Below are 14,809 nucleotides of genomic sequence, written 5' to 3' on the forward strand. Positions count from 1 at the left end.
CGGTTGAACCCGTCGAACCCGTTTCCTCTTCATTGGCTATAAAAAGGGGACAGATTTATTAGATCAAATAAATCCGCCCCCTTTTTAGCCTAAACAAAACACCTGCTTCTTATATCCCTGCATCATTCATAGTTAAACTTAGTCGTGACTTGCCAACCTTCACAATAGGACATGACAAAAGACAACCATGGTTCACCACGCCGAACCGCATTGGCTTTTAGTTCTTTCACCAAAAAATACAGATCTGAAATATCAAAATCAACTTCCGCATCTGTCACACTGACACCATCCTTTTCCACTGCCAGTTCGGCTTCCATATAGCTTTCACCCACTTCCACCTCGTAGCGAAATGCATCATAGCCATGAACTATTCCGCCTTCGATCATCTGAAAAATTTTTTTGACGATCTCTAAATCTTCCGTAATCACTCTATTACCTCTGGAATTCTTCGTGCTTCATTTTCTATACAAATACAAAGGGGACAGATTTATTTAATCAAATAAATCTGTCCCTTTTTCTTAAATTCAAAAAGAGACAACCCGCAAGAGTTCTTCTATCTTCGCCTTATCTTCAGGATGACGCTGAAGGTACTTCTCACAAGCTAGCCGAAGATACTCAGTACAAACCGATTCGCTGACGACGATGGAGTCCTCATCACTCGGGGGATAGCCATAGGAAAATTCCACCCCCTCGAAGTGTTCTTCGTCGAACGGGCTGCTTTCATCAGGAAAGTTACAGTATGCCCCATCCACACTGAACCCCCATCTTTTCACAAGATAGCCAACCGCCTCGATAAAACGGCCGTCATTATACATCCTGTCAAAATACCCTTTAACAATCCAAATAGGGTCTGACTGGCTATATGGCTGACCGAACAACTCTCTCATATGCACCTCAAACTTCTAATTCGTAAAAAAGTAGGACAGATTTATTTAATTAAATAATTCCGCCCCCCTTTCTTACCTCTTCTCAATTAACGTCCATCCATAGCTCTTTTTATATAATCGAGATTTTTGCCCGCCCACCAAATAGACAAGAGCAACGTCAACGGCATACCAATCCACAGAAAGAGCACATTAAAATCAGGCTCGCAAAAAAAATATAGAAAAAACATCAGCAACGAAACCATCACTAAGGAAATTATAAAACATACTGACAACACCATCCCAAGCAGGCCGCAAAAAATCATCACACGAGAGACGATATTATTTCTCACTGTTTACTTCCTAATAAAACTCAAACGACTTATTAGCCACGCCACCCAAATAAAAAGCCAAATAGATTCTAAAAAGGACTAAAAAATGGGACAGATTTATCAATCAAATAAATCTGCCCCATTTTTTAGTCCCATTTTTTAAGCACCTATATTTTTTCCGAAATAATTTCCAACTCATCCCACAGATGGGACAGACCAATACTGCTCATATAAGTCATGTAATCCACAAACCCGGGAAACTTTATTTCGTCGATCGAAAACCACGTCGATTCGCACTCAGGGCAAATAAAAACAATCGACTTATTTGCTTTTATCATCGCTTTGATAACGTCGTCCTGCTGACATCTTGGGCAAATCATATACACCTCTCTCTAAATATACAAAGGGGACAGATTTATTTAATCAAATAAATCCGCCCCCTTTTTTGGAAACTTTTTATGCAAGTAAATCCTATAACTTGAAGGTGCTGCATCGATGAGAGCGGCAACATTGTCTCCTCGGGCTGAGAAACAGTCGACTATAGACTCTACAAAGTAATAACGCTGCTCCACCCCTTCACCCAGGCAACGTTGAAAATCCTTGAAGAAAATCAAAAGACTTTGGAATGAATTGGCGGACACCAACGCACTACCTAAAAGCTCATACGCTGAAATATAGTATGCGTTTTCCACAACGCCCTGCGCTCCGCCCAGATCAGACAATGCCATCTCCATACTACAAAGGGGACAGATTTATTTAATCAAATAAATCTGTCCCCCTTTTTTTCGTCCCCCTTTTTTTCTATACATCCAAGTACGGGGCGTTGATCAATATTAACTCCACCTCATCAGAAGCCCTTTTTTTCCACTCATCACTGATCCGCCCAAGAATTGATACATATTGTGAAAAAAGCAGCCTCCGCGAGTCGACACCAACAACTCTATTAGCCAATTCGTAGTCTGAAGCCAATTTAAAGGCCACACCACTAATTATCCAATACAGCAACTCATCCAAAGAGGTTGTGCGTCTTCTGTATATTTCAAAACCCCTCTCAGAGCATACATAATTAAACTCGTCCGACTTAACCTCCACATGGGGGCTTCCATCTTCTGGCGAACTGCTTTTAACAATCAAAAGAGAACCTGGAGCACCAATTCGCTCACCCAGCGAGCAAATGGCCTTTTGTATTTCTTCAATGACTGAGCTCATATTAATTAGTTCCCCTCAGGCAACCTTCTTTCATCAAAAGGGGGCAGATTTATTTAATCAAATAAATCTGCCCCCTTTTTTTTATTTGGCGGCGAAAACGTTGCTGTTGATGCTGGAGAATTTGGCGTCTACGACCCATGTGGGCTGTGTCCTTGGTTTTCTGGTGTGTTCGCAACTATCACCGTGGACCAAGGCCAGCCCCTCTTCATTTTTTGCTTTTCAGCTCGATCGGTTAGGTGTTAAGTAAGTGCCATTCAAATCTGTCGCCTTTTTGCCTTTTATACTTACTCAAAACAGTCAAACCTTAACCGCACCCAAGGCTCCTGGATCCAACCCTTCAGGCCATTGCGTTCCTTCATTGTACAGAGCTCCTTTAAAGACAGCCCCTTCCACCCTCCCAACGTCCAAGTTTACATCACACAAGTTGGCACCTTCAAAGTTTGCATAAAAAACATCAGCACCATCAAACCTAGACTTTGAAAGATCTGCCCGGGAAAAGTCAGCCCCACTCGCGATACTGTTCGAAAGGTTAGCTTCCCTCATCCTTGCTTCCACAAAACTTGCATTCATTATCGCAACACTGCAAAGGACTGCTTTTTCCATCACGGCTCGATTGAAAGACGCACCCCTCAAATTTGAACCTGTAAATTCAGCTCCAGAAACATCTATATTGTCAAAAATCGCACGGTGCAATTCCAACGAATTCAGCCTTGAGTTGACAAGACTAGACAACGGCAAAATCAACTCCCCACCTGTTTCATATTTAATAACTATCATCTATTCCCCCAATCTACCGGATCGACTATCACTTCGGAGATAGGCCTGGTTTGGCCAACCTTATTAGGGGGTAAAGTCCCTGGAGTCACCTCTGGAGTCCGCCCTAGTATTTTCGCAGCAATATAGCGATGATTTCCGTCAACGATTATGTTTCCATCCATCTTTATGGGTGGAGCAACGTCACCATTCAAGAGACGATCAACATACCTCTGAACCGCAGGTAGCGAAACAAGTTTTTGTCCGCTGATGGCAGGATCACCTTGCAGTGCCTTTTGAATGATTTCCGCCGTTACTTCTGACCCTTTTGAAACTAGAGGTGCCACTGTTTTTACAACGTCAGCAGCCTCATCAATAACCGTTCCGGCGCCAGAAACAAACTTCGAGCCACCTGATAATAGAGGCCCCAGTGCCCCCGCGATCGCTCCACCATCTCCAAGAGCGTCGAGTAGTAGCTTGCCCCATTGTCCCTGGTTGAAATACTGTGCCTTCTGGGTCTCACCTGCTGATTCACGCAGGCAGGAGATATCGCCGCAGTTAAGCCCCGCTTCCTTCATCTTGATTAGCGTAAAGGTGATACAGGTCGTCGTCTGACAGTTCTGCAGCAACTTTCCAGTAAGAATACTTTGGGCTTGGTCATATTGAGCCTGCTCGGCAGGCGTAAACATATTTTGCTTGTCTGCTACCGGTTTCCACTGATCCAGAGTGGCCTGAATGCACTTGACGTTACCCTTGCATGCCTCCTCGAGTTGCGTGGCCAACCTCTCTCTTTGATCGTGATCAAGATAGTTGTAAATCGTACCCTGCTGCGCGACCCAACCCGCTACCTGCTGATCCTTGTCACTTCCGCCAGCAGCCGCTGCCACGGTCATGCCAATCAGTTGCGAAGTCATCGCCAGTACTTGCTGATGAGCCACCCCAGGGAAAATCTTGTCCCCAAACATCTGAATTAAAGCTTTGTTGGCTCCCGCCGCCAGAGCGGCTGTAGCAAAGTCTCCTCCTGCTGCCTCACCGATCAGCCCTCCGACGATGGCATGCACGGCGACCTTGGTTGGCAAACCACTGCCGACCAGACTGTCACCCACTCGCTCGTAGATGGCTCCACTCAGAGCGTCAGCGGCCATTCCGATAGCAGCCTGGCTCAGGTTGTCTTTGAACTTTCCGCCATTTACCACTGTTTTCAAGGCAGAGTTCACGGCCAGCCGGACACCGATACCCTGACCACCGATGCCAGCACTTACACCAGCCAGCACGTAGTTCTTCAGGCTATCAGTGGAAGTCACGTCCTTGATGACATTCCCCAGATTGCCTCTGTTGTTGATCGTGCTGATCACCGCGCCACTGGCAGCAGATGTCACCACAGCTGTGGCGGCGACGTTAGCCCACCCAGCAGCAGTCGTAGCGCTGGCGGCCGCCATGGCAGATCCAGAACCCGCCGTTGCTCCAGCAGCCGTACCTAAGGCCGCGCTCGCAGCGCCCGCGGTCAGAGCCGTGACAATGATCATGATGGCCAACATCGCACCCTGACCGAGCCCCGACTGGCTGTATTTGAAGCTTTCGTGAACCTCCTGCACCTTGCGCCAGTCCACGTCACCACGTTGCTCGGCATCCTTGAGCCAAGCTAATTGCGGATCGGCCTGAACCATCGCATCAATGGCCTGACTTACCGACTTCTGATTGATCTGTTTGATATCGATTTTCAGACCATCAACCGCCTTGATGGTCAATTGCCCTTGGGCCACCATCTGAGTCTGACGCAAGGTTTCGTCGGTGTTACCCCGCCCCTTGGCACTGTTCCAAGCCAGACTGCTGCTGCTCTTCTCGTGGCTCTCCTGATGTAGATCTTTAACTGACTCGAAGGTGATCTGACCGTCACTGATCAGTGCCAGATTACTACCGCTCTGAAGCTGGGCAGCCTGATATCGCTGATCCCCGCCGCTCCTGATGGTCAGGTCACCTCCCGTTTTGATTTCGCTACCGATGTTTTTCACATCCGTAACTTCATCACGCTTGGTTGCCTTGGATCCGAATGAGCCCTTTTTCTTTTTGTCGTACAGGGAGTAATCAGTGTCCTGAGCCGCAAGAATCTCGAGATTGTTTCCCGCCACAAGGTAGGCTTCATCGCCTGCTGTGATGCGACTGGAAACAACCGTCAGATTATCGCCTGCGCCAAGTATTAGGTTGCCGCCAGCGCTCACTCCTGCCATGACCTGACTAACGTGATCCTCTTGAATGGTGAGCTTTTTACTCTTGGATAAGGAGTGCTGCTCGTCCGCAGCGGAACTGATGAACAAGTTCTCAGTAGCGGACATTGATACATCGCGATTGGCGTCAACCTGACTGGCAATGATATTGATATCGCGTTTGGCGCCAGCATTAAAATCGCGTCCGGCGTCGATCTCTGCACCCAATTGGGTGATATCACTGCGGTTATGGTTGCTGTTTTGAAAAACACTGTTTGTCACTTGAACCGACGTCACATTGACGTCTCGCCCGGCGTTCAGGGCCGTATCCTGGCCGCTTTGAAGTACACCACCAGTGATGTTGATGTCCTTGGCCGATTTGACGCTGAGGTCATTGGCGGCCTCTATCCTTGCCGCATTGTCGGCATAGTCATGATGCTGAGTGCCATACCGCGTGCTGTTGTCGTAGGAAGTGATTGTCCGCTCGTTTATCACATCGCCTTTGAGCGTGGTCAGGTTCACATCGCGCCCGGTGATGATGCCGCCGGACTTGTTGACGATGTCGTTGGTCGCCAGCAGATCCAGACGGTTACCCGCCTCGATCAGGCCGCTGTTGACGATGTCCTTGCCCGCCGTCGCCGACAGATTATTCGTCGCCTTCAACGTCCCGACGTTATCCAGATTCCCGCCGGCAATCAGCGTCACATCCTTACCGGCAATCAGCGCGCCGGTCGGGCCGAGACGGCCGTTGGCCTGGGCCAGGTACAGCACCGGCACCAGCACTTTTTCGCCGTTCACTTCGTGCTCTTCGAGCCAGACGATATCGTGGGTCAGCGCCGCCACTTGTTCGGCCGTGAGGCCCACGCCCATCGACAGGTTGAGGGCGTCCTTGCTGGCGATGGCGTTATCCATCAGGTAGCGGAACATGTCCTCGTTGTTGCTGCGGCCATCGATGAAAGCCTGGCCGGTACGCGCGGTCACGGCTTGCTGTACCAGACGCTGTTCAAAGAGGCCGTCACCGAGGCGCTTGGCGCTCTGATCCGGGTCGTAACCGAGTTTGCCGAGCAGGTAGTCCGAACTCATGAAGGACTTGAGGTTGGTCAGTGCCGGGTTGGTTTCGATCAGGTATTTGTGCGCGTTGGACGGCGCCTTCGTGTCCGGCAGTCCGGCAACGCGAGTCACCGGACGGGTGTCGATCGACTCTCTGGCATCATTGCCGCGGTCTTTCATGCCGGGACCGGCCGACTTCACCGGCACGTTGACATCGACCGTACTGGCCACCGCCGTGACCACGCTCGGGGACCGATGGAATGTGTCAACCGCGCGCGTGCTATCGGAGACTGCGGGCGGTGCATCAATGAAAAGATTACGCGGGCCGCCACTGCTGCCAGCCACGACATGCTCCTCGGTAGAGACAACCTGCCCCCCCATCGTCCAGGTCGGTGCCGGGCCGGTTGTGCCAACGGGTGCGGGTCAGCCGCGCCTTGACCGCTCAGACGGAACAAACCGTTTTCCCCGGTTGGCAGGGAGAAGCCCGGCAGGCTGAGCGGATTGACCTGTTGCTGCGCGACATCGGGCGGCAGTTGGCTGTTGATCCGGATGACGGTGGTACCCGAGTTGCCAACATTGGTGTTACCCACCTTGTTGGTGCCCCCGGTTGAACCGTAATCCTGATGGATCACACTGTTTTGCAGGTCTTTTGCGGCGGTGATCGATACGTTGCCGCCAGCCTGGATGACCGCATTGCGACCTGCTGTGGGGCTGGTGCCGTCTCGGGCCACTTCCTTGTCGGATGTCAGCGTGAAACCGTCCAGCCGGGTCGGCATCTGTACAAGGTTATTGGGGTCGTACTGAGACTGCAGGCTGGTATTGCCCCACCGATAGCCGGACAGGGTGAGGTCGCCGACCGACTTGTTCGTCACCGAGTCCTTGATCGTGATGACGTAGGTTGTACCGCCGTCATGACCGGGTTCCCGACCGGTGGTGGACGTCACGACACCCTGGGCAAAATTCCCGGTGCCATCGATGTAGTAAACGTTAGGGAAATCAGGGTTGTTGCGCTGGTTGTATGCCACCACCTCAGGCATGAAGGTATTGAACGACCCCGAGTCGATGGCGCCAGTACGGTAGATGCGGGTCCGCTCGATGCTGCCGCTGACCGCGCCGACGTTCCTCATGTTGTTGGCATTGATGGTGATGTTGCCCGACGCGCTGAGCGTACTTTTGCTATTGAGGAACTCACCACCGTTGAAGATGAAATCACCACCAGCTGTCAGCAAGGAAGACGCCGTGGTGTCGTTGTCCTGCCCGCCCTCGAAGACTTCATGGGCAATCAGATTGACGTCATAGGTACCACCCGAGCAATCACCACACTGAACGCCAATGAAACCGGTAACCAGCTTGCGATTCAGGGCAAAGCTCTGGGTGCCGTCATCGCCGGAAGTGCGGTTGGCGAAGTTCGCCGCGTCGATCTTGAAGGTCTTGCCACTCTCCATCGATCCCGAAAGGTTTGAGACCTGACTGGCCTGCGCAGTGCCATAACCCTTGATGGTCACGTTGCCCAAGCCATAGAAGTCGCCATTCTGGTTGGTCAGATTACCAACAATGAGCGTCATGTCGTTGCCGCTGAAAATCAGGCCACGATCATTGAGCAATGACGGCGTGTTGATAGTCAGGTTCTGCGCTGCGCCCAAAGTGCCGTAGTTGACAACGCTGCCGGCATTCACGGTCAGGTCTTCACTGGAGGTGATGCGCCCGGAGTTGACGAGTGCCGCGCCCACGTTGATCGTCGAGGTTGTGCCGGCGGCGATGCTGCCGGCCGCACCGACACTCAGCTGGGCTGCGCTGAAATTGATCCCGCGCTGACTCGACATCCGCCCATTGCCGCCATAGGCACCGGTCAGTTGCATGTCGATCAGGCCATCACTGGCGAGCAGACCGTCGTTGGTCCAGTTGCCCCCACGTATCTGCAGAAGATCGGAGGCCAGCAGCTTGCCGCTGGCGCTCTGGCTGAACTGGCGGACATTCACGTTCAATCGCCCGGCCTGAATCACGCTGGAGTTGTTCCAGGTGTCGGCCGTCAGGTCCAGCAGGCCACCGGTGGTAATGCTGCCGCCGGCGCCGATCACGTTGGCCGTGGAGAGATCGAATCGGCCACGGCCGACGTGGTTGAGCTGCCCGCCACCGTTGAGGAAGCTGCCGACGGCCAGGGTCATGTCGGTGTTCGCGGTTTCCAGCACGCCATTGCGGTTGTCCAGCAGGCCACCGATCTGGAACTCGGTCTTGCCAGAGGTGCCCAGCGAACGCAGTCGGCCATTCTGGTTATTGACACTGGCCGCTTTGACGGTCAGTCGGGTGTTGCTTTCAATGACACCCGCGCCGTTGTTCAGCGCACCACTCAAGCCAAAATCGATGCGCTCGGCGGCGATCTGCCCGGCACCGTTGTCCAGACTCGAACCGCTTACGCCAACCAGCCCTTTGGCGTAGATCACGCCATTGCGGTTATCGAATGCAGCGGTGGTGATATTCGCGTCGGTGGCTTGCGCCGAGATGCGCCCGCCATTGTTGTCCAGACCGGCCAGTGCCGACAGTTTCAGGCCCTGAGCCTGAATGACGCCGCCCTGGCGATTGTTGTTCAGGTCGAAGCCGTTGCGCAGGACACCGACGGTACGCGCCTCAAGCGCGCCCTTGATGCTGGACAGAATCCCGCCGCGGTTATCGATGCTGGCCGCACCGACCGTCACGTCGCCTTCCTGAGCGATGATTTTTCCGCTCTGGTTATCGAGATCGCCAGTAACGTCGAGCGTCAGGCCGGTCTGGCTCTGGATCGAACCTTTGCCGTTGGCCAGGCTTGCCGCCTTGAGTTGCAGGCTGCCGGTCTGGCTGTAGATCAAGCCGTCGGCATCGTTGCGCACGGCGCCGCTGGCGGTGATCTGCAAGTCATCCTTGGCCGCAATGGTGCCTTTGCTGCCGTTGTCGAGCGAGCCGGTCAGCAGTTGCAGTGAGCCTTGGCTGGCGAGTTGGCCGTTGCGGTTGCTCAGATCGCTGACGCCTTTGATCACGACCGGACCGGTGCCCGCCAGTTTGCCGGCGTTGTTGTTCAACTGCCCCGCCAGGTTCAGGGTGATCGCGCCGTTGGCCGCGAATTTGCCCCCGTTGTTATCCAGGCTCGAAGCGTTGGCAGTGAGCGCCTGGAGCGCGTTGATAGAACCGCCTGCGTTGGTCAGTGCAGTGCTGGTGATGTCGAGTGCGGCGCCACTGTCGATCAGACCGCCCTGATTGTTGTTGAGTGCGCCTTTGAGCGTGAGGGTCTGCCCTGCCGCACTGCTAAGGATGCCTTTGTCGCTGTTGTCGAGACTGGCGGCATTGACGGTCAGATTGCCTTGCGAAACCAGAGCGCCGTTACCGCTGTTGAGCAGAGCACCCTTGAGATCGACCGACACATCGCCGTTGCGGCTTGAGAGCGTGCCGTTGGCGCGGTTGTCCAGACTGTCGCCACTGACGCTCAACTGCTGCCAGCCCGAGAGCAAGCCGTTCTGGTTGGTCAGGGTCGTACCGCTGAGCTTCAGTTTCTCGCCGCTGATGATCTTGCCGGCATTGTTGTTCAACGCCCGGGCAACGACGTCGAAACCCAGGCTGCTGGAGATTTCACCGCTCTGGTTGTTCAGGTCGCGCAAGCGCTTGAGGGTCAGCGGTCCCTTGGCCGTCAACAAACCATTGGTGTTGTCGAGGTCACCATTGGCAAGGTCCACGGTGACGGATTTGTCGCCCAGCAGACGCCCGCCGTTCTGCGTCAGGGAGGTCAAGGTCAGGTCGATGTCACCGCCAGCAGAGACTTCACCGCCATTGCTGGAGTCCAGCGCTGTCGCCATCAGCGACAGACTGCCCTGGCTGTTGATCAAGCCTTTGTCGCGGTTGTTCAGGGCCATGGCATTGAGCGTGACGCTGCCGATGCCCTGCAAAACACCGCCCTGGTTGTTCAGGTCGGCGCTGCCAATGCGCAACGCTTGCGCTGCGCTGATCAGACCGTCGTTGTCATTGCGCAGCAAACCGTCTGCGGTCAGGTCAAGGTCGGCACGGCTGATCAGGCTGCCGCCGCTGTTGTTAAGACTGCCGGCCCGGGCATCGATCGATGCTGCACCGATCATGCCTTTGACGTTGTCCAGTGCCTGGGCGATTCGCAGCGTCAGGCTCTGGGTGCTCAGCAATTTGCCATTGCCGTTGTCCAGATTTTGCGCCGCCACGGTAAAGGCTTCACCGCTGGAAATTTCTCCGCCCTGGTTGTTCACGCCATTGAGCTGCTTGAGCAGCAACGTACCGGGTGCATTGATCAAGCCATTCTGGTTATTAAGCTGGCCATTGTTCATGTCCAGGCTCAGGCGAGTGTTGCTGAACAGCTTGCCGCCCTGTTGCTCTAGCCCGGTGAACGACGCCGTCAAAGCGCTCTGGCTGCCAATCTGCCCGCCATCGCGGTTGGTGACCTTCCCCGCGACGAGGTTCAGGGTATCGGCACTGCTGAGCTTGCCGGTGCTGTTGTCGAAGTCGCCTGTGGTGACGCTGGCCGCGCCCTTGGCGCTGAGTGTGCCTGCCTGACGGTTGTCGAGGCCGGTGCTGTCGAGCACCAGCGCCCCATCGGTGACCACCGCACCGCCCTGGTTATCAACGCTGCCGCGACTCTCGATTGTCAGGTCCGCAGCGCTGGAAAGGCTGCCCTTGATGTTGGTCAGTTGCGAGGTTTTGACCGTCAGCATGCTTTCGCTGCTGACCTTGCCCTGGCTGTTGTCGAACGCACCGCCCAGCGTCAGAGCCATGGTCTGCTGACTGAGCAGCTCGCCACCACTGTTGTCCAGTGAATCGCCGTGCAGGTCGAGCGAAGTGTTGGCACTGATCAGGCCCTTGTTGCGGTTGATCAGTTGCTCAACGGTCAGCGTCAACGACTGACCGGTGAAGATCTTGCCGGCGTCACTGTTGTCGAGTTTTTTGCCAATCACCTGCAGGTCGCTGTTGGTGCTGATTTCACCGCCGCGGTTATCCACGTCGTCGACGTTCAAGGTCATCGCCTTGGTCGAGCCGAGCAGTCCGCCCTGACGGTTGTCGAGCAGGTCGGCATCGAGTTTGAGGACGCCGGTGGCGATCAACTGGCCGTCCTGGTTATCGAGCTTTTTCGCCTGCACGGTGGCATCCGACTTGCCGGCGATGCTGCCGCCACGGTTGTCCAGCGTCTGTGCGGTCAGGTCGAGTTTGCCGTCAGCGATCACAGTGCCGAGTCGGTTATCCAAGGTGTCGTCGGTCGTCAGCGTCAGCGGGCCACGGCTGCTGATCAAGCCTTCATTGTTGTCGAGGCTGGCGCTGTGACTGTCCAGCGATGCACCGGAAATAACGCCTTTGGCGTTGTTCAGCGCCTGCGCAATACGCACGGTCAGACCCTGCTGGCTCAGCAGTTTGCCGTTGCTGTTGTCCAGGTCATGGGCGGTCAGTGCGAAAGCTTGCTGGCTGGAGATTTCACCGCCCTGGTTGTTCACGCCACTGAGTTGCTTGAGCAGCAATTCGCCGGGCGCATTGATCAAACCGTTCTGGTTGTTCAACTGGCCGTTGTTCAAATCAAGACTCAGGCTGGTCTTGCTGAACAGTTCACCGCCCTGCTGATCGAGGCCGGTGACCGACATGGTCATGGCTTGCTGACTGGCGATGCGGCCTGCAGCGTTGTTGACCTGCCCCGCCGTGAAGTCCAGCGTTCCACCACTGATCAGGCGCCCGCCCTGGCTGTTGTCGACATCGTCGCTGTCAATCCGGCTGTTGTCCTTGCCGGAGATCAGACCTTTCTGGCTATTGTCGAGACTGGCGCTCTTGAGTTTCAGAGTGCTGTCGGTGCTGATGGAGCCACCCTGATTGAGCAGCGTGCCAAGACTGGTCAACGCCAGGGCGCCGGCGCTGGTCAGGTTGCCGGCATTGTTATCGACACGGCCGGCATTGATGGTCAACGTGCCTTCGCTGCTGATGAGCCCCTGGCCGTTGAGCAGTGCATCGTCCAGTGTGATGACCAGGCCCTTCAAGCTATCGAACGAGCCACCGGTGTTATCCAGCGTGCTGCCGGTCAGTTTCGTCGCGCCACTGGCGACGATCATGCCTTTGTTCTGGTTGATCAACCGGGTAACCGCCAGTTCCAGATCGCTGGCGGCGAGAATTTTGCCGCCGTCGCTGTTGTCCAGACGCTGGCCCTTGATGTTGAGCAACAGGCTGCCAGATAGCTCGCCCGCTCGGTTATCGATGTCATCGACCGCGAGAGTCAGCGCTTTTTTGGTGCCGATCAGCCCGCCGTTTCGGTTGTCGAGTGTGGTGCCGGTCAGGCTCAGATTGCCCTGTGCGACCAGTGCGCCGCCCTGCTGTTGCAGCAGGCCGATGGTCGCGGTCAAGTCGCCCTGGCTGGAGATCCGCCCTTTGGCGTTCTGCACCTCGCCGGCCTTGATACCGACAGGGCCAACAGCGCTGACCAGACCATTGCTGTTGTCCAGTCGCGTGCCCGCGTATGTAACGCCAGCCTTGCCGATGATCAGACCGTTGTCGCGGTTATCCAGTCGATCGACGTTCAGCGTCAGTTGCCCGTCGCCTTGCAGCGCGCCGCCACGGTTGTCTGCCGAATCACTGCGCAAGGCCAGCGTGCCTTTGCCGATGACCTTGCCGTCACGGTTGTCGAGATGACCGGCCTGCGCGTCAATGGCGCCCCTGGCAGTGATTTCGCCTTTGTTGCGGTTGTCGAGCAGACCGCTGACCCGCACCACAAGACCGCCATCGCTGACCACGACCCCGGCGTCACGGTTATCGAGACTGCCGGCCTTGAGATCGAGAGCAACGCCGGAACCGAGCACGCCGTCGCGATTGTCCAGCGCCGCACTGAGATCAATGTTGAGCCCCAAATCACCCAGAATCTGGCCGCCGAAGTTGTTGACCGACGTCCCGTTGAGTCGAGTGATACCGGAACTCGAAACCTGGCCATTGCTGTTGTTCAACTGACCGATCGTGGCCGTCAGGCTACCCTTTGCGTCGATCAAACCCTGGCTGTTGAGCACTTGATTGGCGGTCACGTTGAGCGCGCCTTTACTCAGCACACGTCCGTCATTCTGGTTGTCCAGCGTGCCCGCAACGATGCTTGCGATCTGCGCAGCGCTCAGCGTGCCGCCCTGGTTGCTCAGCACCTGTGCGGCATTCACCGCCAGATTGCGGCTGGCCACCAGGCTCTTGCCACGGTTGTCGATGTTTTGCGCACTCAGGCTCAGATCCCCATTGGCATTACGACCACCGTCAGCATTGACCCCGGCTTCGATCGCCCCGGCGTTGGTCAACTGACCGCCCGCACTGAGGCTGATGCTGTCCCGCGCCGCAAGCGTCTGCAGGTTGGTCAGGTCGCCCTGGGTCTGCACATTCAGCGAGGTGCCGGCGTACACCGCAGACCGGGTCTCCAGGCCGGCGGCCTTGACGTTGACCGCGCCGGTGGCCGAGGTTTCGGCCAGGCTCAACTGGCCGTTGGCGTCGAGCTGGATGTCGCCGCCGCTGGCGATCAGTTTGCCGTCGAGCTTCACCCCGACCCCGGCCTCGGTGCCGACCAGTTTGATCGCCCCGGCGTACATGCCGCCCAGCGCCGAAGAGTCGATGGCCAGTTGCGGCTTGGTGCTACCGTCGTCGGCGCGGGCCGTAGCATTGAGGTTGTCGGCGTTGACGTCGTTGCGCCCGGCAACGATGGTCAGGTTTTTCGCCTGAATCTCGGCGTTGATCTTTGCGCTGCGGGTGATGATTTCGAAGCGGTCGACATTGGTTGCGTTAAGCCCGGCGCCTTCGATCGCGACGCTGCCCTGATCGACCTGGAAACGGTCCAGGCGACCGCTGCCATCCAGCACCGGTTTGCCGGTGGTGAGGGTGACGCGGGGCGTGTTGATGAAACCGCAACCGTTGCAACTGATGCCGTACGGGTTGGCGACGATCACTCGCGCCGACTGCCCCGCCACTTCGGTGTAGCCGCGCAACTGGCTCGGGCTGCCACCGATGACTTCGTTGAGGATCGCCTGTGCCGAACCACTGTTTTTCAGGTGCGGGTTGTCAACAATGTACCCGCCCAGTTGAGTGGACGAAGCCTGGTTGGAGCCGTTGTTGAGAATGACGCCCTGCGCGCCGACGTTGTAGTCATGGAACTGGTTGTGCGACAGACCGCTGCCGTTGGGTGTGGCGATGTTGATGATCTGCACGCCGTTGCCGGCGCGGTCGAGGGTAGTGCCTGGGTTGGCCACCACAATGCCGTCGGCCTGGGCCCACATCGGCTGCCAGAACATGACGTTGGCCAGCAAAAACGCCAGTCCGCGCTTGGGCATACCGCAGAACTGATCACGGCTTTTTACGGCGGCAGATGGCAGGCGAGCGAGAAAGGCGAACTGACGAACGTCCATGTAAAGGTCTCAAT

Annotated in this window: 6 protein-coding genes and 1 pseudogene; all 7 read right to left on the reverse strand. The window is 55.7% G+C overall.

Going from position 1 to position 14,809, the window contains the following annotated elements:
- Positions 1-122: 122 nt before the first annotated feature.
- Positions 123-428 carry a hypothetical protein gene (locus tag ACEN93_RS04335; protein WP_039766835.1) on the reverse strand — a complete coding sequence of 102 codons (306 nt, stop codon included), beginning with the start codon at positions 426-428 and terminating at the stop codon, positions 123-125.
- 96 nt (positions 429-524) lie between these two features.
- A complete protein-coding gene (gene cdiI / locus ACEN93_RS04340; RefSeq protein ID WP_414881886.1) occupies positions 525-887 on the reverse strand; it encodes a ribonuclease toxin immunity protein CdiI in 363 nt (120 codons plus the stop codon).
- Positions 888-1,614: 727 nt separating this feature from the next.
- Positions 1,615-1,917, reverse strand: coding sequence for a hypothetical protein (locus ACEN93_RS04345; RefSeq protein ID WP_414881887.1), 303 nt, complete (start codon positions 1,915-1,917; stop codon positions 1,615-1,617).
- A 79-nt stretch (positions 1,918-1,996) separates the two neighbouring features.
- Complete coding sequence (locus ACEN93_RS04350; protein ID WP_414881888.1) at positions 1,997-2,404, reverse strand: Imm63 family immunity protein; 408 nt, start codon at positions 2,402-2,404, stop codon at positions 1,997-1,999.
- Between the two features lie 297 nt (positions 2,405-2,701).
- Entirely contained in the window at positions 2,702-3,181 is a 480-nt protein-coding gene (locus ACEN93_RS04355; protein WP_080770591.1) for a pentapeptide repeat-containing protein, read from the reverse strand.
- Positions 3,178-6,642 (reverse strand): DUF637 domain-containing protein, encoded by a 3,465-nt coding sequence (locus ACEN93_RS04360; RefSeq protein WP_495611114.1) that lies wholly within the window; start codon positions 6,640-6,642, stop codon positions 3,178-3,180. Before ACEN93_RS04360 ends, ACEN93_RS04355 begins: the two co-directional genes overlap by 4 nt.
- A gap of 1,241 nt (positions 6,643-7,883) precedes the next feature.
- A pseudogene (locus tag ACEN93_RS04365) lies at positions 7,884-14,795 on the reverse strand (two-partner secretion domain-containing protein); the annotation flags it as partial.
- Positions 14,796-14,809 lie beyond the last annotated feature (14 nt).

Source organism: Pseudomonas sp. Pseusp21, from assembly GCF_059492145.1.